Source organism: Olivibacter domesticus (assembly GCF_900109575.1).
Classification (GTDB): Bacteria; Bacteroidota; Bacteroidia; order Sphingobacteriales; family Sphingobacteriaceae; genus Olivibacter; species Olivibacter domesticus.
In genome coordinates this window covers 85,517-105,839 of the sequence record NZ_FOAF01000008.1, presented here as the reverse complement: position 1 = coordinate 105,839, position 20,323 = coordinate 85,517, and the positions used below count along the sequence as shown (strand labels likewise).

Sequence of the window (20,323 nt, the reverse complement as noted above, 5' to 3'; positions counted from 1 at the left end):
GTCATAAACTTATTTATACATAATATCATAATCTGTTATCTGCATTTTTATTTTGCCGGTTTTCGTTTCCATACTTCTCATTTTCTTTCTATCAATCTTTGTGTCTTTACCCATAAAATTGAGTGGTATTTTAAGGCGTTCTATCGCGAAAGTAGCCTCTACATAACTTGGAAGTATATCTTTGACGGATGCATATTGCATGAATAGTGTATACGATCCTTCTTTACGAGTATTAATCTCAGACTCCACCATACGCTTCGCTTTCACATCCATATAGAGCGTTGCCAACGCCAATTCAGATCGTTTATCCGTCGGAATCACATTAATTACCTTTAACGATTTACCATTTCGTGTTTCGAAACCCCTATCCACAGTAATGAAAGGATATTTAAAAATTTCGGATAAGGAGAAGTCTAATCCGCGTTTAGGGAGCATTACAAAATCGCTCGAAGAAAACATCATCTTTTTACCCTGCGCATAATTCACCTTGGCAGATTTGGTTGGCATATTAATAAAAGGAACTTCCAAATTAAGTGTAATTGTGGCAGAAAATTGCTTTACACCATCCATTCGTTCCTTTATCTGTAACAAATCAGCATCAATGCTTTGGGCCGCACCCATTTGAGCAACAAACAAGAATAGTATAAAAACAAGTCGAATCATCCAATATCTTTTTTATGAAATACTACTATACCCAATATCATTAAAGCGATGCTATAAGCTATAAGCACCATATTATTGGATAGAATATGTGGCCAATCTGTTTCATAATAAAACAGTTGCTGCCAAGTATCAATAAGTTTCGGAAAAAAATAATCGTTCACCACTTTTAATCCGAAATCAACCTTAAGCAATAAATTCGTTATAACCAAAAATAAGGCGGAGGCGATCCAAGTTTTAGCTGCTTCCTTTATTACCACTGCCAACGTGATGCTCACCGTACAATAAAAAACCATTGCAATGGCGCCCGAGGCAAATGCTAGGCAGATACGGTGGAAGGCATCGTACGTTTCAAAGAAATTAAGCGTGTTAAGATACACTACTAAGTCCCCTTTTCCGAAAAGCGAATAAGCTAGCACGCAGGTACTAATCATCATAAAAATAATGACAAAAAGTGTGAAGCACACCGCAATGACGTATTTTGCAAGCATAAACTTCCACTTTTTTACGGCCTGAAGCATAACTGTTTGAAGTGTACCATCTTTATATTCATCGGTAAGAACACCAGAGGTAACAATCATCAGTATAAGCGGAACATTAAACCACAATGAGTTCAACACAATGTACATGATAAGATTACCATTCAATAAATCTCCTTCAAAGTAAAAGGACTGTTTTAAGTTATCAAGCAACAAATCAAGAATAGTACTTCCCTGATAATAAGCAGTAATTAATATTAAAAGTTCAATAAGAAAAATAGCGCCCAAAGCATAATAGGTTTTGCTCTGTTTGGCAATCTTCATGGACTCAGCCAATAATAACGACTTCATTAACGATCGGGTTTAATTAATTGTTCTAAAGTTAAATCTGGTGTACAAGCGGTTACTTCGATTCCTTCTCTCAGCAACTCCTTCAATAAAAACGGAATCTCTTTTGCCTTACACATAACTTTAACCTCGTTAATGCCGTGAATTATTTTGTATTTTTCGAGGGTGGAGGAAGATGAAATATTTTTAGCGGTAATGCTAAAGCTACTGATATGTTCATTTATCAGCTGCACAGTGGTCCCAGCATTTACGATCTGACCATTATCGATCACATATAAATAATGACAGCATTTACTTAATTCACCCATTAAGTGAGAAGACAATAGAATAGCAATATTTTCTTCGGCCGCAAGCCGTTGAATCAAGGCAATCAAAGAAGCAACCCCAATAGGATCAAGCCCTGAAAAAGGCTCGTCTAACACAAGGCATTCCGGATTATTCAGAAGCGCTATAGCAATGCCTAGCCGCTGCTTCATACCCATCGAAAAATTGCGTACTGGATCTTTCCGGTCTAAGGGGAGGCCAACTCTTAAAAGATGCTGTTGAATGGTATTCGTGTCGGTGGCTGCTCCTTGAATGCCCGCAAATATTTTCAAATTATCGTACGCACTTAAGTAATTATATAAACCTGGTCTTTCAATGATGCCGCCCACAGGTTTAGACCGTTTAGAATTAATGGTTACGCTTCCACTATCCGGTTTAATAAGTCCACACAAAATTCTAAACAAGGTAGTTTTTCCAGCACCGTTACGTCCCAGCAATCCACATATTTGTCCGGCAGCAATCTCTATGCTTACATCTTCCAGGGCCTTTTTCGATGGATATGTTTTACTCAGGTTATTTCCGATAAGCATTATAAAGAAATCTTTTGGTTAAGTGCTCGGAAATTGAACTTTGGCTCGTAGTATTTTTCCATAAAAGTTCGCGACCAGAAATATCTTTTAAATAGAAATAGCGGGTCATTAATCATAAAATGAGGAATAAGATGAAACCACTTAACACCTAGTTTAAGGTAATATCGTTGTACCTCCTCTTCCAACCCTAATTCCTTTGCTGCCACTATCACCGCATTACGTTGACATTTGGATCCTTTATAATGCTCTGCAATTTTAGGCGTAAAACCATGTATAAACAAATGATCTTTTATTCGCTTATAGTTTTGAAAACGCGACCAGGCATCCATGATAACTAAAAAGATATGGCTGAAAGAAAATAACAAACAGCCCAGCCAGAATAAAACAGTTAAAAGCGAGTCGTGCGTATAAGCATGCTCAAACTTTACCCAATAAAAGTAAGACTCTAAAACAAACAATATTACCGAATAATGCAATAAACGTCCCACATTCCAGTAGGAAACGATTGTACGCGGTTGCTTCGGTAAAATATTATTATCCATCATGCTAGCTAATCATTACATCTTTTCCCTGCAGATACCATTTTTGGGTTAGGATCTGATGGACCGATTTAATTTTCAATATTACGTTTTTATTTTTTTCTTCTCAAGCGTTTTCCCTTAAAGATGCATCAAAAAGGCATAGCATTACAATATTATGAGAATATATAGGCTATTTAAATTTGGTTAGTGGTCATTTCCATGCCGGAAAATATCCCTTGAAACCAGTAGAAAAAAAACACGGTAAGCTTCTATAGCATAGCCTACCCTAATGCTTTACTTTTGAATTTCTATTATTAAGAATTATGAACAAAACGCATTTCTTCTATCAAAGGCTTTCATTTATCGGCATTTTTATGCTTACGTTCTTTTTATGCAGCTGCTCAAAAGACAATAATGAAGAGCCGCCACCTATCGTTGCACCTTTAAACGATAATTCATTGCCTTCGGCTGCAATACTTAATATAAAGGTCCTTGAAAAATCAACTGATCGCCTGCGGTTTCAGATGGACCTAGCTGTGTTTAGAGATTCGAAGAATGTTGAAGATAACCTAAATGGATCGAACTTCCTTATTGACACACTTGTGTTATCAGGAAATACTACGCTTTTTAATAATGATCACACGCAATTAATCACTCCAGGTAATGTAGCAGATTATTCTGCCCTAATGTTACTCGATCAAAGTGGAAGCATAAGCAGTACAGACCCAGAAAACTATAGACTAGAAGCAGCCAAAATTTTCTGTTCTAATTTAGGGGCTAATAACAATATAGGCTTGTGGTCATTTGCTAATAGCAATTACACAGAACTAGTAGATTTCACTACAGATACTGCCTCTGTTATACAGGAAATAGAAAAACTGAGAAACCAAGAAGGAGGGTCTACCCCGCTATATAAATCTCAATATGGCGCGATTTCTTACACAAGAGATAACTCTACGAAAGCGAACAAAGCTGTTTTAACCTTTACAGATGGAGAAGACACAGAATATAGACCTACATCCGATGAGGTAGTAGCGCATGCGAAAGATAAAAATGTAAAATTGTATAATATTGGATTGGAAGATGTAAATACCCGTTTATTACTTAAGCAAGCAGTGGCAACAAACGGAGCGTTTTTATATGCAAAAGATGCCAAGCAGCTGATCAGTATTTTCGGTAATTTAGGTAAATTACTAACCAATACGGCTATCTATTATCAAACAGAGTGGACCATAACAGGAAAGGATGCCAATAATCTTTTTCAAGGAAGCGGTACTGTTGAACATCAATTAAAGATCACGTTTCCTTATGGTGGCGAGATAAGCGTTCCTTTTAGTTTTGACTACGATTAATAGGGTGGTTAAATGAGCTAAAATTGAAGTCAATAGAGCCTGTAACAAAAAAGGGCCGCTTATTAAGCAGCTCTTTTTTGTTTAATAAAATTTATTAAAACGATGTTTTAAATAAATTATAACATCAGATTAGAACCCATAACGCACTCCTAATTGGAATTGGTAAGGATTTCCAGACGGGTTTACAATTCCTGTATTGTTTACTCGGTAATTAAACTGCTGTGTAGCGGCATCAAACCCTGTCAAAGCATATAATGCCTGATTTCCTAAGGATTCGTTTACACCCCAAGTCTTTTTAAACAAGTTAGCGACATTAAAGACATCACAGGATAACTCCAAGGAATGCGTTTTATAGAGCATAAACTTTTTTGTCACTCTTAAATCGATCACTCCATAAAATCCATTTATACCACCATTCCGTTCGGCTATCTGACCGGAGTATTTATTGATATAATCCTTCAGACTTTGACTAGCCTCCGGATTATCCAATAAAGCTTGCAACCCCGTGCGTATTTGTTCAGCCGTACCCTGGTTGTTACGATCAAAAATAAATGCCAAATCATTGTCATTGGTAACAAAGTCGCCATTGGTATTACCCCCGGCCAAGAGGCTATAACGGGTACCTGCAACACCCGAATAGCGGACACCGATATTGAAACCATGGAAGCTAGGTAAAGTACCATAAAAAACCACTTTATGTCTAAATTGACTGTTGGAGTAACTCATAACACTTAAGTCACGTGGATCATCTTTTACGGCCAATGAAAGAGTTGCTGTATTAGCTACATTACCATTGTAAGAGGTATTGTCTTTGGTGTCATTCCAAGTGTAACTTACTGATATTTCACCATCTTTAAAGTATTGATAAGTTCCATCTACAACTACTGCAAATTGGTTCACTTTCCCTTCACTGTTAAGCTCCAATACGCGGCCAAAGCGATCGCTGATCCGTCCTGCTTTCCAATCAGCAGCGCCATTCACGATTGCTTCTGCAGGAACATACACTCCCCTATTATCTTCGTTGCTTAGCCTAAAAAACGGTTCAGCTGCCATATTACGGTCTACGTACATATAATTATTCCTTCCTAAGGTGGCATATCCCGTAACGCCTACTTTCAGTTTATCGGTAATAAAACGGGTATAAGAGATATTCCCTTTATAGACAATTGGAATTTTAGCATCCGAAGAGTAGGTATTAATAGTTGGCACCTGATAATCCGCAAAAGTTGGAATAGTCGATGGATCATTCCTATAAGCCGCGAAATCAGGTCTTAACACAGATGGATCTCGAACATCTACGGTAGCAAAGTGCTTTCCATCGAAGGTCAGATTATTAATGGTCATGTAATTATTAATATCGGAAGCGAAGATACCGGCACCTAAGCGGATGTAATCCTTATGTTCCTCGTTAACATCCCAGGTAAATTGGAAACGTGGCTGTACTACAAAAGACTTCAGTTTATGATCGGTACGTACGCCCACTGCATCATATAATTCCTGATTTAAAGGTGATTTTGGGTAATGCCCGTAGTCCAAGCGTAAGCCGGCCATCATTTCCAGACCGGTAGCCAATTTTGTTTGCATTTGCCCATAAATACCTGCATTGAAAATCTTTCCAACAACGGTTGGATCAGCTACCAAAGGCACTTCACGATAAAAAGCATAGGGAGCAAGGTTGTTGAAGTTCTCTAATGCCGTAGCTCCAGGATTAGTCTCCGTGGCCGCTGTCGGTCTAAATTGGAAACGTCCGTTCACCTCACTTCCATACAATGATTTAGCATGGGTATACATTAAATCGACACCAAAGGTATAATTGATTTTATCCGTATTGTAATAAATATTGTCGATCAATTGGAATACATTATTCGTAAAATCCTCCTGTGCAAAGCGGTGCCCGCCGAGCTGAATATTGGTAAACAAATTATCTTCACCAATCTGAGAAGCTACGTTTTCAACAATTGCCCGTGGAATGTTAGCGCCTGGCAATTGGCTACCCGGACTACTTTTTTGGTAGGTATACAAATGTTGCACCTTTAGTTCATTAGTAAGTCGAGAGCTAAGTGTTGTACGTAAGGTTGCTAAAAAGCTATTATCTATATTTTTATCATCCCCATAAGATTCATATAAGTTGATGCGCGTATTATCCCCTAGACCTAATTTATTGCGGTCGTTGGTATAGTTATCACGAATTGTTAATAGGTTATGATCATTCAATTGCCAATCAATACGGGCAAAAGCAGCGTCCGATCCCCGTTTTTTACCAAAAGAACCGTACTGCGGTCCGGCGCCCAAACCGTATTTTGAGCGACCGATTTCAACAAATTCATCCAATGTCGATTGTGTGACATTGAAACGTCGCTCATCTGTAGGCGAATTGATATCCGCAATAATCAACGGCCTAGCATCGCGTTGATGATCCCATGCAACAAAGAAATGTACCTTGTCTTTTACAATCGGTCCTCCCAAGGTAAAACCATACTGATAAGTAGAAAAATCATCGTCGCGTTTATTGCCACGGATATCGTAAGGACTCGACAACCAGTCGGCACGCATATAATTCCAGGCACTACCGCTCAGTGTATTTGTACCAGCTTTGGTTACAGCACTAATGGTACCACCTCCAGCGCGCCCCAAAGTAACATCATACTGATTGGTCACAACTTTAAATTCGCGTACCGCTTCTATGGAAATCGAAAAGGGTGCACCACTTCGACTTGTTGTCGACCCTGCCGAGGTAGGGTTTTTTGAATTCATCCCATCAATTGTAAAGTTTGTGGAAGAACCCAATTGTCCGGCAATACTTCCGCCAGTTGCTAAAGGCGATAAATCTGTAAGCGAAGTAAAATTACGCCCGTTAACAGGTAAACGGGTTACATCTTTTGCACTAACTGCTGTTGCAGCACCTAAATTCTCGATCTTATCCTTCAAGCCGGTAGTCGCAGTGATTTCCACCGCATCTAAGTTTTGGGAGGATTCGGCCATTCCGATACTCACACGCACCACGTCTCCTTGGTTCAGGGTATATCCTGTACGGACTTGCTCTCCATAGCCTATATATTGTATACGGACAGTATAAGGCCCTCCCAATGGAAGCTCCTTAAATGTAAAGTCGCCATTGGTATTAGTGGAGGTTTTTGTGGTAAATCCGGTTGATTCATTTCGCACCTGAACCGACGCTCCAGCTATGGGCTTGTCCGTTTCATCATTGACTTTACCAGAAATAGATGCTTGCGTTGTTTGCGAGAAGAGGTCTTGTTGCGCAAACAAAAAAATTAATAATACAATGAATAGTCGTTTCATTTCGAATAATTGCGGTTTGATATTTGGCAAAACTATCCGTATAGTATTAATTGAATGATTTCTTTTTGTTAACAAATTATGTCCAATACAATTTGTCACGCTTTTTCTTAACCATTTAGCCTAAATTCCACTAAATCAAGCAAGATTCTAATTCACTCAAAAAAACAATACAGCATAATTTTAAAATAAAATTACAAATTTCTAACAGCAATAAGTTACTATTTATTACATTTTTTTATTTTACCGGTTTCATTTAGTCATTTTATCTTTCAAATTGTTTTCGAAACTCTTCGGGAGTGATATCCATATTCTTTTTAAAAAACTTGGTGAAATAGGAATTATCACTAAAATTCAATTGGTAAGCAATGGTTGATATTGGTAGTTGAAGGTTAACAAGGAGTCTTTTAGCTTCTAGAATTACTCTATTTCTAATCAACTCTCCTGCAGAAATCCCTAGCAGATCAGAACAAATAGCATTTAAATGATTGGGGGTAACATATAATAAAGCTGCATAGTCTTTCGGCAATCTCATCGTATTGAAATGTTTTTCAATTAATTTTTGAAAATTTCTCAGCAACGTCTGATTAGACGCCGATACTTCCATGCCTTTATTTATCCGTAAACTTGCTACATTCAAAAAGAGCTCCAGGGCTTTCACTCGTAACCTATCAAGATTCATGGAATTGATGGTCGCTTTAATCTGTATCATTTCGTTGAATATCGACTCGACCTTCTCTCTGCGTTCTTTAGGAATGTCTATTATTGACTCATCACTTATCCCTCTAAAGAAACTGAAATCCTCTAAGTAATCAGGTCGCAATAAAAACGACTGAAAAAAGGAATCAGAAAAATTCAGCACATAGCCATCTGCGGCTCCATGAAAATTCCAATGGTGCACCTGCCCAGGTATCATAAAATAAATTTGAAAAGGTTTCACTTCGAACTGTTCAAAATCTAGGGTATGCCACCCGCTTCCTTTTGTGAAATAGACAATATGATAGAATGAATGCCTATGTGGGATCAGCAATTTCTGATGCTCTTCAATATAAGGAGCAAAGGGTTTTACTAAGATATCATTTTGTGTAACACCGAGCCCTTTGATATCATACACAGGAAGAACTTTCATATTATTATCTACCGAAACCTTCATAAATTATCACTTTAAACCCTGAATTCAGGTTTAAAACAAAATAAGCGAAAATTAAGCCACCTTTTATTTAAAAGATGATTTCATTAGAAAAATATGGTTCGAGATAAATTCCTGCCCAGTAAGATCAAAACCATCACTTATTTCGGAAGAAACGTACTAAAATATAAAAGGCTCCCTTGTGCTAAGGGAGCCGCAATAAAAATTGTGAATTTAAACGAACTATTTTTTATCCTGAATAAGATCAGGTCTATATTGAAGTCCGGGTGTTAACCAAAAAAGCAACGCGACTCTTGAATACCTATAGTTTAAAGGCGCTAGCAAGAAAGCTGTGCCCAATGCTACAGCAAGATATAACCAAGGTGATTCTAAATTGCCAGTCAATATATAAGTAGCCACGCAGGCTGTTATCAATTCAGCGACATTCATTGCATAGCTAACAAACATTGCCACATAAAAATACCCTGGCTCCCGTTCAAATTTAAGTCCACAATGCGGGCAAGTCTCATTCATCTTCTGCACTTTAAAACCATAAGTTTTGCCCGTAAACATTGCACCTGTACGACAGCGAGGACATCTGGCATGCATTGCCGCTTTCCATTCGCTTGTTTCTTTATGACCTTCCATATTCATCCTTATAATCTTACAGTAATGACTTCTCGCTCCTATGCGTTACAAGTCATCCGTAAGCCTGTTATCGAATACAACAAAATTAATGACAAAGAAGTCCATTTTATGGTGTCATTTATGTCAACTATGGTACATTTTACTGATTACCGTACTGCGTTCATTACGATTGTCACAATAGCCGACAAATAGGTATAACGCTCTTTTCATTCATATCGATCGTTCAATGCTTTAAATCGCACGAATGACGCTGATTTTGCTATATATCCCCTATTTTTATCTATCGGCGCATAGCAAATGAAAACACTTTTTTACCAATTGTAAGAATTGCTATCACTGCTAGACCAGCAACCAGACCAAATGCAAATTCTTTAATTGTTGAAGGTACTGTGGGGAAAAGATGATGTAAGTAATCAATATTGTGAACAAAAATGCCACCGGAGACCAAAAGCAAGGCGATCGTTCCTACAAAACCTAACATTTTGATAACAATAGGCAATGCCTTAACTAATAAATGACCAATTTTGGATAGAAATCCTTCGTCATTAGATTTTTTTATAAGTTTAAAGCCGGTATCATCCATCCTAACAATAAGAGCAACTATCCCATAAACGCCCACTGTGGCCAATAAAGCAACAACAGAAACGGTTATGATCTGTATAGTTAAACTTTTTTCCAAAACCGTCCCTAATGCAATAATTACTATCTCCACAGATAGTATAAAATCGGTAGTTACAGCTGACTTAATTTTGGTTTTTTCGGCATCGCTATTATTTTTTTCACTATTTTCAATGACTTGATGACCCGATTTCGAACGATGAAAAAGGAATTCAATAATTTTCTCCACCCCTTCATAGGCCAAATAGAACCCTCCAAAAACCAAAATGACTTTTATAGCTGCCGGAAAAAAGACGTTGAGCAGTAAGGCAACAGGAATAATGATAAGTTTATTGATGAAGGACCCTTTTGTGATGGCCCATAGTACCGGTAATTCGCGTGAAGACAGAAATCCCGTAGCTTTTTCCGCATTGACGGCTAAATCATCTCCCAATATTCCTGCAGTTTTACGTGTTGCTATTTTACTGGTAACGGCCACATCATCCATCAAAGCAGCTATATCATCCAAAATCGCAAAAAAACCTGATGCCATGTTCTGTTCTATTATGTGGAGGTAAAAATAGAAATAAATTCTATTCTATCGTGCAGCGTTTTTAATAGAATTTATTCGGCTTAGGGCTCCATTCTAACTGCGGCATCGCTTCGATCTGATACATTTTCCCTGTTCTGTACCATTCCAGGTAAAATTCCTTTTGCTAAATCATCCGCGATTGGGTACCAAGTTAAAGAAGAGCCCATATCTTGCAGCTATGAAAACAGGTCAGGCCCACTTATTAAAGTGAGCCTGACTTAAAGGTATTTATGGCCGAACTACTCCCATCCGAAAATTTGTTTAAGATTTGGGTTAAGTTGCATTTGTTGCTGTGGTATTGGGCGATAGTAGTATTTAGGGGCCACGAAAGTTCCACTATTTTCTATGATCTGGATATTGCCAGAGTTTGTACCTCCTAAAAAGACGGATACATCCTGACCAAAAGTGCCAACACGGTAGTATTGAAGCACCTTCCCTAGGCTATTGGTTTCTTTTTTCTCGGGGATAGACTGAGACGCGGGAAGCAAATAAATATCCGGAATTCCATCACCGGTTACATCATGTTTGCCTAAAGAGGCAAAGTAGATGCCTTGCGGTTCTTTCTCCAGAAATTTCCCGGCCTCCCAGCGCATGAGATCATCATATCGTCGGCCTTCTAAAGCTAGCTCCACTCGGCGTTCTCTTCTTATTTCTAAAATTTCTGCTCGTTGGCCGGAAGTCACATTCGGAAACTTGGCAGCTTCTACAGGATCAACAGGTGCTCCTAAGGTCATATGAGGCATCGCTACCCGATCTCTTAATTTATTTACCGTAATATCCAGATCGCCTTGGGTAAGTTGCCCCAACTCCGCCTTAGCTTCTGCATAGATTAATAGTATTTCGGCAAAGCGATAAAGCGGCACATCCATATTGTTTCGTACATCCTGATCGGTTGTATTATAAAAACCTTTAATCTGGTGATAGCCCGAAAAGTTTTTGGCCAATTGCTGTACGTATAAACCGGCTCCCTGTGCATAAGTACCGGAACGTACCAATACCCATCCCGGATAAGCAAAGGTTTGATATAAGCGTGGGTCACGGTCGTTGAATTCCGCTACAAATTGATTCTGTTGATAATTAGGCTGACTACTATAGAAAGAGCCGTCTTTCATTAAATAAGCTTGTACCAGATCTTTCACAGGATAGGTCTCATAGTTCCCGAATAGATTTTCTCCACTATCCCCGTTCAATACATTTGCCTGATAAAAACGGCCAAAGATTACTTCTGGATTATTCGAAAGATCGGCACTGGCAAAAAGACTACTATAATCTTGATCGGGTTTTCCTGTTGTGTAGAGATTAAATGATCCATTATCCATAATGTCTTTGGCCACGTCTACTGCTTTCTGCAATAGATCAGCTGCTGACCCCGATAGATTCAATTCCGCATGGTATTTTCTATAGGTTCCTTCATAAAGAAGAAACCGGGCATAATCTGCTTTTACCAGCCATCGGTTTACAGCTCCGTTAGGCACAGAAACATCCACATTATTCATCGCAAACTCATAGTCCTCCATAATTTTGCTTATGACTATTTCACGCGGGTCCCTTTCATCAAACAAGACATCCAGACTATCTTGGCTTAACGCTTTATCGGTCCAGGGAACGTCCGAATACCTCTTTACTTTCCCTACATAAAAACGCGCACGAAAAAAGCGCGCCAATCCTTCAAAATGGTGGAGACGCTCCTGCGAAATGGAAGCTTTATTAAAATTTTCCAAAAAGAAATTCGCCTTTCTTAACTGTTCCCAGTCTTCTTTAGCCCATCCACTGGTGATGGTCGTAGAGGATGGATTGGTAGTCATCATTGTTTTCAATTCCACATTGCCAGTGGAAAACGCATTATCCGTTAAACTGTAGGCGTCATCCGTATAGATGCCGGTAGAAGGAAAATCATAGAGATTGTAAACATATAAGTTGAGGTCCTCTTCGGTATTGAAAAAACTGCCTGCGTCAATATCCGTTTCCGGTGTTTTTTCTAAAAAATCGTCATTACAGGCTACCATTGAAAAGGCCAAAATGCCGATGAACAGGCGGATGCTGATAAACTTGTTCATGTTTTTATTTAATATAGTTGACATGTTTTTGCTTTTAAAATATGGCATTGATTCCTACGGAATAACTTCTTTGGAAAGGATAAGCCATCCCATTTCCCCTTCTGCCGACGGCGCTTGTCGGATCTGTATTGATATTGGCATTGGTACTTTCCGGGTCATAAAAATCTTTTATACCCGACCATTCAAAGACATTCTCGCCCGAAGCATAAATACGAAGTCGGGTAAAACCTATCTTCTTGGTTAGCGTTTCGGGTAGAGTATAACCAATGGTGATGTTTTTTACACGCAGGTAAGAGCCATTAAGCAGGTAACCTGTTTGCGGAATCGCTAGCCCCATGGCATCATCGATTCTTGTTCCGAGGTTGGCATCGGCCAGCCAGGATTGCATAATAGGATATTTACCATTCGGATTCGCATCTGCAAGACCAAGATTCAGATAAGATTGTGAATGACGGGCCCTTTGTTCATCGCTGTCGCCTGTAGGTCTATAAAAATCAAGTAAATGCTCGTACATATTACCATAAGGTTGCTGATAAAAACCCCAATAGAGATAATCGATCGGATAATAATCCCGTTTACCAACCCCTTGTAAAAAAAGTCTGACATCAAAATTTTTCCAAGACGAATTGAGGTCTAAGCCAAATTGATAGCGTGGTGTCGAATTTCCGATAACAGTAAGGTCTTTGGTATTGTCCAAGGTATATCCTTTTTCAATTTTGCCATTACCATCCCGGTCAATATATTTTGGCCATCCCGGTACAATCTGCAAGGCGCCCCAAGGGATAATAGCTGATTCGTCCAATTGGGCAATTTCATCGGTATTGGCAAAAAGCCCGTTGCTTTGCAAGCCCCATATTTCCCCGAGTTCCATCCCTTTGTAATATTGCAGAATACTTCCATTCGGGTTGTCGAAACGCGTAATATGTGTTTTAGAGTCCGAAAGAACAAACCGAGCTTGGAAACTAAGCGGGCTACCTCCTACTTCATACTTGTCTTGGTAACCCAAGGATAACTCCCAGCCTTTCGTCTGCAGGTCTGCTGCATTTTCACTTGGTTCAATGGCGCCCAATATCCCCGGAAGTTCCTTTCCTAAGGTCAACATATTTAAGGTATTCCGTTTATACATATCGAAGGTCAGGGTAAAGCGATCCTGCAAAACCCCCATATCTAAACCAATGTTGAGTGTATTTACTTTCTCCCAAGTATAATTGCTCGAAACAAGACCTGGAGAGCCAATCATGGCAGGACGATTACCACCGATCAGATAATTAGCCAGGGAAGTTTCCATTGTCGGTAGATAGCCATAATTGAAGATATTCTGGTTGCCCAGTGAACCATAGGAAGCGCGAAGTTTTAGGTTATTGACCGTTTGCCTTATGCCTTCCATAAAGGATTCCTGATCAATCCGCCAAGCAGCTGATGCAGACGGAAAAAACCCAAAGCGTTTGTTTTTGGGAAAGCGGGATGAACCGTCATACCTGCCATTAAATTCCACGATATAGCGATCATTAAAGATATAGTTGATACGCCCGAAAGCTCCTCTTAAGGAATAGGTCTGAATATCCTCATCACCGGTGGTCAATCCGGTAGCCAAGCCTATTGTCGGGAAGCTAGATGAAATCAGGTCCTGCTTGTTGACGTAAAAAAATTCGTTACGATAATTTTCCTGGTTGTAACCTAAGACAGCTGACAGGCTGTGCTTCCCAAAACTCTTATTCAAGGTACCATAAATATTGAATACCTGATAATTAATCGATTCAGCATCTCTTCTGGCACTATTCTCCCCCTCCTCCCGTACATCATCCGGGCCGTAACCAATCTGATATTTGGTTTTATAGGAATTCGTATTGATAGACGTATTTCTGAATGTAAAATCACTGTTTACGGTTAACAGTCTATCCCAAAAAGACATTTCAGTTGTAAAGGTAGACTGGATCATGTTTTGTTTGACAGTGGTTGCACCGCCGTCGACAATCTGTGCGGCTAACCGGCCCACACTTTCATTGGCCCACGTACCATCTGGATTCTTGTCCCATGAAGTAGGAAAAAGTGTATACAGATCGTAAATGCTGAAAGGGGTGTTGGTAGCAGGTTGCGAGGCGGTAGCTTCGCCCGGGGAACTATAAAATCTAGTGGGGGAAGTTCGGTTTGTTAAAGTGTAATAGGTATTATTTCCCACTTTAAGCCACTTTTTTAAGTTATAATCAATTTTGGCCCTTAAACTATAACGATCATTATAATCGTCGGCTAAGGTAAGCGGACTGTTCTGCCTGTTATAACCACCTGATAGATAATATTGGGCTTTATTATTTTCACTCACTCCACTGATTGCCAGATCATGATTCTGGTTGAAATTGTAGTCGTCCATAAAATAACGACTCCAATCGCGATTGCCCATATACTCCCATAAACTAGGGTCCGAAGGGTTTACCCTTACACCTGGTGTAGAAGGATTGTCAGATCGCTCCTTTGCATATTGATAAAACTGATCACTATAGTTTACATTATCCCATGGCGTATTATCGGTAGATAGCTCCAGTAAACGCGAAAAGATATACGGATCAGTGACCATTTTCGGCAACACGGTAGGCTTGTTTAAACTGAAGTTATTAGAATAACTCAGTGTGGCACCAGCTACGGATCCTGTTTTGGTTTTAATAAGAATCACCCCAAAGGCTGCTCTTGCCCCATAAATAGCCGCAGCGGAAGCGTCTTTAATAACCGACATAGTTTCGATGTCTTGCGGAGCTATTAAGTTCAGCTCGGCAGCATTAATCTGCACCCCATCAACCAATACGAGTGGCCCACCACCGTTGATGGAGGTAATTCCCCGGATATTAATATCAGCCGCTTCTCCTGGACCACCCGACGCAAAACGAATATTTAAGTTCGGCACCATTCCTTGCAAGCCCTGTGCAACATTCTGTATCGGACGGTTCTGTAAATCAGCGGCTTTTACCTGGTCGACCGCGCCGGATAGATTTATTTTTTTCTGTGTGCCATAGCCAACAACTACTACTTCATTCAGACTCTGCTTATCCTCAGCCAGCGTGATATCGTAATGTTCGGCTGCAGTTACCGTAACGTCTTTAGGCAGATAACCTACAGCGGACACATGTAGTACATCACCTGTCTTTGATTTTAAGGAAAACGAACCATTAATATTGGTTGAAGTTCCTTGTGTTTTTCCGGCAACAGTTAAGCTTACGCCGGGCAATGTTTCTCCTATTGAATCTTTTACCGTTCCGGAAATTGTTCGGTCTTCCTGAAGTGTCTGTCGGGCAAATACACCTTGCTGCCACACGATCAGCGGGCTTATGACCAATAATAATAAAAGTTGCTTCATAAATTTTTAAGATTAGGGATTCCGGACAAAGATGGGCTTCGTATGTTAACAAGAAATTAAAAATTCGTTATTTAATTGAATGAACATTCAATTAAATAAAATTACTGCATAGCGAAGAAAAAGGAATGAGCAAAGCACTTTACGGGAAAAGAAATGCTATGCTGTAACTTCAAGGGAGCAACAAAGAAACCATACTATTTTGGGTACCTATAGCAGGCAGAAGAGAAGAAGGTGTCCGAAAAGACGATAACAGATTTGGACACCTTCTTAACCCCAAGAAAAACGTCGAATTGAATCTATTTAGTTAACCTCAACAAAACATAAATCTCTTCCTTGTATTGGCTCAATCTTTTTTCTATCATAGTTTTATCTTCAACCAGAGATAGATAGAAGTAAGCTCCATCTAGAAAATTGAAGATGAGGTCGGCAGTATGGGCAGGGTCGGGCAACTGTAACAGCTTCTGGTTGTTTAATTTGGTCAGTACAATAGTAAGTGCCGATCGCAAGGAGTCCAAGATCGTAATATACTTACGTTTAATTTTTTTATTCCGAAAGCTCTCTGCATAAAAATCATAAAACAACCCATCATCAAATAACTTGTTCCATTTTTTGGAAAACAAACGATCGATAATCTCATGAAATTCGTCAAGCCCATATTCCTTCTCATGGTCAATTTTAAAAATCAATAAATACCGTTCCAATAGATAGTCTATCAGCGCTTCCTTTAAATCCTCTTTTGTACTAAAATAATGGATAATAAGACTGGGATTAATATTCATCACTTTTGCCACTTTTGCGATTGAAGTGTTAGCGTAACCCATTTTCTTGGCTACCTTATAAAAGGCTGTAATAATTTCCGGTTTCCGGGTATCTTTTATGCTTTTTCTGCCCATATTCTTTTTCGTAATTTCATTGATCAGCTGCAAATAAATAAGTTATTATTGAACGAATGTTCAATTAATAAATAAAATAAAGATTTCTTAACCATAGCTTAATAACCAAAGCTGACCTTCATCTTGATTTATTTACAGGCGCGGTCATCAATATCGTGAAACATCGTTAAATTGTTGGCCAAGTTAGTCAATTGCCGGCCCTTATAAAAGGTGGAGTGCCGGGCAATATATACTTAGAGCCTGTTTAAATTTATATTGTAAAAATGTTTATAGCTTATTTTTGAGTGAGACGAGGCATGTTTTTGAAGAGATAGCTTGCGTCTACCTCAAGAAAACATAACAAAGTCGCAGCCAAAAAGAAGCGTAAACAAATTATTAGATGAATTTTAAACAGGCTCTTAAAACCATTTAAAAAAATTTAATGAAAAAGTTAGGTATTTTATTTCTTCTATGCATCTGTTCCTGCTTTGCTTCAGCACAACGACAGAAAAAGGTAGTTTTCATCATCGTGGACGGAATTGCAGCCGATGCCCTTGAGCAGGCCAATCCCCCACATATTAAAAAGTTAATGGAGCGCGGGACGTATCTTCGGGCCTATCAGGGCGGACAGGCAGGCGAATACAGCCAGTCGCCCACAATTTCTGCAGTAGGCTATAATAATGTATTAACCGGTGTATGGTACAATAAACATAATGTTCCAGACAATGATATTAAAGATCCAAACTATCATTATCCCACAGTTTTCCGTTTATTAAAGGACGCCTTTCCAGCAAAAAAAATTGCTGTATTCTCCAGCTGGCAGGATAATCGGACTAAGTTAATCGGCGAAGGTCTTCCCCAAACCAACCAGATAAAGATGGATGAAGCTTTTGATGGCCTTGAGCTCGACACTATAAATTATCCCCATGATGAGGAACGCAACTTTATGTTGGCGATCGATCAGGCAGTTACTGCAAAAGCAGCTGAGTCTATCAGGGAGCGTGCACCCGACCTTTCGTGGGTGTATTTGGAGTATACTGACGATATGGGACACATGTATGGCGACAGCCCTCAATACACAAAGGCTATACAAAATGTCGATAACGAAGTGGGACAGATTTTAACGGCTATTGAGGAACGTGAAAAAAAGTTTAACGAAGATTGGTTAATGCTGGTAACAACGGATCACGGCCGAACCGAGAAAGATGGCAAGGGACATGGCGGACAGTCTTTTCGTCAACGTTCAGCCTGGATACTTAGTAACAGAGCGCTCGAAAACAGCTATAGTAAAATGGTATACCCTTCGGTAGTTGATATACTACCAACTATTACCAAGTTTATGGAAATTCCGGTTCCTGTGACGACCCTACGTGAACTGGATGGCGTGCCGCTGATGGGAGACGTCACACTAGCAGCGCCTCAGGTCCACCGTTTAAAAGAGCATTTGGATATTTCCTGGATGCCTTTAACGCAAGAAGGAACAGTGAAAATATGGCTTTCGACTACCAACAACAAAAAAACAGGTAGTGACGACAACTATAAACTCATGGGTACTTTTCCCCTAAGCCGAAAACATGCTCTTATTTCCATTAAAGATATACCCTCGACTTTTTATAAGGTAGTATTGGAAACACCACAGAACACAGTAAATCGTTGGGTAAAGGAAGCGACAGTCGTAAAATAATCTGCTAAAGCCCCGTAGGCATAAGATGTTTCGCACATACATGCTTACGGGTTCTCTTTTAGACTTTCTTGTCGGGCAGTTTGGTGCAGAAATTTTCTAATAAAAATCTAATCTTTTTCCAAAATTTTTCTAACAGTATTTTACAAGTTATTACTTTACCTTTACACCATATAAAACACATATAAATGGATACAGGTCCAGATTATACAACAAGCCGACTTTCATACTAAGGAGTATAGTCTTTGTTCTTTGAAGCTATGCAATTAGTTGAAGGATAGCATAAGCAAAGAAACAATGAACTTTCAAGATACCCATCCTGCTGATATTGCAGAGCAACTAAGCTTAGTTGATGTAAGAGAAAGGAACATCGCCTTTATCATGTTAAATGGCGAAGAAAAAGTGGAGGTCTTTTCTTATTTAGACATCAATACTCAAAAAGAGATTATTAAAAGTTTAGGAGATAGAGATTTATCGGAGGTTTTAAACAACATCAAACCTGACGATCGAACCTTACTTTTTGAAAACTTTCCCGACGACCTCATAAAGCGAAGTATAAATCTTTTAAATGAGGAGGAAAAAGAAATAGCACTCAGTTTGATCGGGTATCCCATTGACTGTATTGCTCGGTTGATGACACCTAATTATGTACAGGCCAAAAGCGATTGGACTGTTAAACAAGTCTTTACGCATATCAAGAAATTTGGCAAAAAAGCGGAAACACTCAATTATATTTATATTGTAGACAAGCATAATAAACTGATTGATGACCTGCGGATTGGTCAATTGCTAATGGCAGATCACGAGGATACCATGTTAAAACTGATGGATGAAAACTTTATCTCCATCACTACCACAACGCCTATTGAAACAGCATTGGATATCTTTGAAAAATATGACCGTGCAGCATTACCTATCACAACGGAAAAAGGTGTTCTGGTAGGTATTGTAACGGCGGATGATATTCTGAATAAGATGAAAGAACGGGATACAGAGGACATCCAAAAGTTCGGTGGTGTGGAAGGGCTTGACCTCTCCTACACCAAAACATCGTTGGTTGAGCTTGTTAGAAAAAGGGCGGGATGGTTAATTATTCTCTTTATCGGAGAGATGTTCACGGCTTCTGCCATGGGTTATTTTGATGCTGAAATAGAGAAAGCTGTTGTATTAGCATTGTTTGTGCCGTTAATAATATCAAGTGGTGGAAATTCGGGATCCCAAGCGGCCTCTTTGATTATTCGAGCAATGGCCTTGGGTGAATTAAAATTAAAAGATTGGTGGTATGTAATGCGTAAAGAAATTTTATCAGGTTTCTTTTTGGGTTTAATATTAGGCACCATTGGTTTTTTAAGAATTTTTATCTGGCAGCAAACCGGCTTATATGACTATGGCATTTATTGGATATGGGTTGCTTTAAGCGTTTCCATCTCACTTATTTTCATTGTTCTATGGGGATCTCTATCCGGTTCTTTGATCCCATTTCTTTTGCGAAGAGCTGGTCTCGACCCAGCCACTGCCTCTGCACCATTTGTAGCGACCTTGGTAGATGTAACGGGGCTTATTATTTATTTCTCTGTTGCTGCTATGTTCCTTTCAGACAAAATTTTATAAAAAGTGGCGCAACGTCAATCATAGCATGACCATATTTAAAAAACAAGGGCCCCGTTTATGAGGAAGCGAGAGCCCTTGTCTATAAATCAACCTAAACCTATCATCTTAAACGTGATTATAGATGTTTTGTTTTTCAAATTTCATTTTTTATTTCTCCACACCTTTTTTTCAGCTATTTCAACCTGTATGTACCTTGATTATTATGAAACTATTCAATTTAGGAGTGTTTGATTTAGGAAAGATCGAGCAAAATTCCGAACCTGGATAGTCATTTTTAAT

The 20,323-nt window shown here is 39.1% G+C and carries 15 protein-coding genes; 3 read left to right on the top strand and 12 right to left on the bottom strand.

Annotated features, from left to right (window positions below; all coding sequences use genetic code 11):
- Positions 1-9: 9 nt before the first annotated feature.
- Genes BMY50_RS21860 through BMY50_RS21845 form a run of 4 tightly spaced genes read right to left on the bottom strand, consistent with a single transcriptional unit; the run spans position 10 to position 2,886 of the window.
- Complete coding sequence (locus tag BMY50_RS21860; RefSeq protein ID WP_093329110.1) at positions 10-663, bottom strand: hypothetical protein; 654 nt, start codon at positions 661-663, stop codon at positions 10-12.
- On the bottom strand, positions 660-1,490 hold the full coding sequence (locus BMY50_RS21855) for an ABC transporter permease (RefSeq protein WP_093329108.1): 831 nt from the start codon (positions 1,488-1,490) through the stop codon (positions 660-662). The genes BMY50_RS21860 and BMY50_RS21855 overlap by 4 nt, the downstream gene beginning before the upstream one ends.
- Entirely contained in the window at positions 1,490-2,341 is an 852-nt protein-coding gene (locus BMY50_RS21850; RefSeq protein ID WP_093329105.1) for an ABC transporter ATP-binding protein, read from the bottom strand. Before BMY50_RS21850 ends, BMY50_RS21855 begins: the two co-directional genes overlap by 1 nt.
- A complete protein-coding gene (locus BMY50_RS21845) occupies positions 2,341-2,886 on the bottom strand; it encodes a hypothetical protein (RefSeq protein WP_202907907.1) in 546 nt (181 codons plus the stop codon). Before BMY50_RS21845 ends, BMY50_RS21850 begins: the two co-directional genes overlap by 1 nt.
- Positions 2,887-3,185: 299 nt before the next feature.
- Between BMY50_RS21845 and BMY50_RS21840 the strand changes: the two genes are divergently transcribed.
- On the top strand, positions 3,186-4,214 hold the full coding sequence (locus BMY50_RS21840; protein ID WP_093329102.1) for a vWA domain-containing protein: 1,029 nt from the start codon (positions 3,186-3,188) through the stop codon (positions 4,212-4,214).
- A 129-nt stretch (positions 4,215-4,343) separates the two neighbouring features.
- On the opposite strand, the gene BMY50_RS21835 is transcribed toward BMY50_RS21840, so the two are convergent.
- The 8 genes from BMY50_RS21835 to BMY50_RS21805 all read right to left on the bottom strand — a co-directional run bounded on the left by BMY50_RS21835 (position 4,344) and on the right by BMY50_RS21805 (position 16,773).
- Positions 4,344-7,514 carry a TonB-dependent receptor gene (locus BMY50_RS21835; RefSeq protein WP_093329100.1) on the bottom strand — a complete coding sequence of 1,057 codons (3,171 nt, stop codon included), beginning with the start codon at positions 7,512-7,514 and terminating at the stop codon, positions 4,344-4,346.
- A gap of 262 nt (positions 7,515-7,776) precedes the next feature.
- Entirely contained in the window at positions 7,777-8,664 is an 888-nt protein-coding gene (locus tag BMY50_RS21830) for an AraC family transcriptional regulator (RefSeq protein WP_238383852.1), read from the bottom strand.
- A gap of 219 nt (positions 8,665-8,883) precedes the next feature.
- The gene (locus BMY50_RS21825) at positions 8,884-9,288 is read right to left on the bottom strand and encodes a DUF983 domain-containing protein (RefSeq protein ID WP_093329366.1); all 405 of its coding nucleotides are present in this window, start codon (positions 9,286-9,288) and stop codon (positions 8,884-8,886) included.
- Positions 9,289-9,568: 280 nt separating this feature from the next.
- The gene (locus BMY50_RS21820; RefSeq protein WP_093329097.1) at positions 9,569-10,438 is read right to left on the bottom strand and encodes a DUF808 domain-containing protein; all 870 of its coding nucleotides are present in this window, start codon (positions 10,436-10,438) and stop codon (positions 9,569-9,571) included.
- A gap of 80 nt (positions 10,439-10,518) precedes the next feature.
- Positions 10,519-10,644 (bottom strand): hypothetical protein, encoded by a 126-nt coding sequence (locus tag BMY50_RS28620; protein ID WP_262496940.1) that lies wholly within the window; start codon positions 10,642-10,644, stop codon positions 10,519-10,521.
- A gap of 72 nt (positions 10,645-10,716) precedes the next feature.
- The gene (locus BMY50_RS21815; RefSeq protein ID WP_238383851.1) at positions 10,717-12,558 is read right to left on the bottom strand and encodes a RagB/SusD family nutrient uptake outer membrane protein; all 1,842 of its coding nucleotides are present in this window, start codon (positions 12,556-12,558) and stop codon (positions 10,717-10,719) included.
- Positions 12,559-12,568: 10 nt separating this feature from the next.
- The gene (locus tag BMY50_RS21810) at positions 12,569-15,880 is read right to left on the bottom strand and encodes a SusC/RagA family TonB-linked outer membrane protein (RefSeq protein ID WP_093329093.1); all 3,312 of its coding nucleotides are present in this window, start codon (positions 15,878-15,880) and stop codon (positions 12,569-12,571) included.
- Between the two features lie 296 nt (positions 15,881-16,176).
- Entirely contained in the window at positions 16,177-16,773 is a 597-nt protein-coding gene (locus BMY50_RS21805) for a TetR family transcriptional regulator (protein ID WP_093329091.1), read from the bottom strand.
- Positions 16,774-17,194: 421 nt separating this feature from the next.
- Here BMY50_RS21805 and BMY50_RS21800 point away from each other — a divergent pair, with 421 nt between their 5' ends.
- Together BMY50_RS21800 and mgtE are read left to right on the top strand one after the other, a co-directional pair.
- Positions 17,195-18,436, top strand: a complete 1,242-nt coding sequence (locus BMY50_RS21800) for an alkaline phosphatase family protein (protein ID WP_093329090.1) — start codon at positions 17,195-17,197, stop codon at positions 18,434-18,436.
- A 267-nt stretch (positions 18,437-18,703) separates the two neighbouring features.
- Entirely contained in the window at positions 18,704-20,044 is a 1,341-nt protein-coding gene (gene mgtE, locus BMY50_RS21795; RefSeq protein WP_262496939.1) for a magnesium transporter, read from the top strand.
- Positions 20,045-20,323: the final 279 nt, after the last annotated feature.

Bases quoted from the DNA above. Each gene is read 5' to 3' on its own strand.
- BMY50_RS21860 (WP_093329110.1), bottom strand. From the start codon at position 663: ATGATTCGACTTGTTTTTATACTATTCTTGTTTGTTGCTCAAATGGGT.
- BMY50_RS21855 (WP_093329108.1), bottom strand. From the start codon at position 1,490: ATGAAGTCGTTATTATTGGCTGAGTCCATGAAGATTGCCAAACAGAGC.
- BMY50_RS21850 (WP_093329105.1), bottom strand. From the start codon at position 2,341: ATGCTTATCGGAAATAACCTGAGTAAAACATATCCATCGAAAAAGGCC.
- BMY50_RS21845 (WP_202907907.1), bottom strand. From the start codon at position 2,886: ATGATGGATAATAATATTTTACCGAAGCAACCGCGTACAATCGTTTCC.
- BMY50_RS21840 (WP_093329102.1), top strand. From the start codon at position 3,186: ATGAACAAAACGCATTTCTTCTATCAAAGGCTTTCATTTATCGGCATT.
- BMY50_RS21835 (WP_093329100.1), bottom strand. From the start codon at position 7,514: ATGAAACGACTATTCATTGTATTATTAATTTTTTTGTTTGCGCAACAA.
- BMY50_RS21830 (WP_238383852.1), bottom strand. From the start codon at position 8,664: ATGAAGGTTTCGGTAGATAATAATATGAAAGTTCTTCCTGTGTATGAT.
- BMY50_RS21825 (WP_093329366.1), bottom strand. From the start codon at position 9,288: ATGGAAGGTCATAAAGAAACAAGCGAATGGAAAGCGGCAATGCATGCC.
- BMY50_RS21820 (WP_093329097.1), bottom strand. From the start codon at position 10,438: ATGGCATCAGGTTTTTTTGCGATTTTGGATGATATAGCTGCTTTGATG.
- BMY50_RS28620 (WP_262496940.1), bottom strand. From the start codon at position 10,644: ATGGGCTCTTCTTTAACTTGGTACCCAATCGCGGATGATTTAGCAAAA.
- BMY50_RS21815 (WP_238383851.1), bottom strand. From the start codon at position 12,558: ATGTCAACTATATTAAATAAAAACATGAACAAGTTTATCAGCATCCGC.
- BMY50_RS21810 (WP_093329093.1), bottom strand. From the start codon at position 15,880: ATGAAGCAACTTTTATTATTATTGGTCATAAGCCCGCTGATCGTGTGG.
- BMY50_RS21805 (WP_093329091.1), bottom strand. From the start codon at position 16,773: ATGGGCAGAAAAAGCATAAAAGATACCCGGAAACCGGAAATTATTACA.
- BMY50_RS21800 (WP_093329090.1), top strand. From the start codon at position 17,195: ATGAAAAAGTTAGGTATTTTATTTCTTCTATGCATCTGTTCCTGCTTT.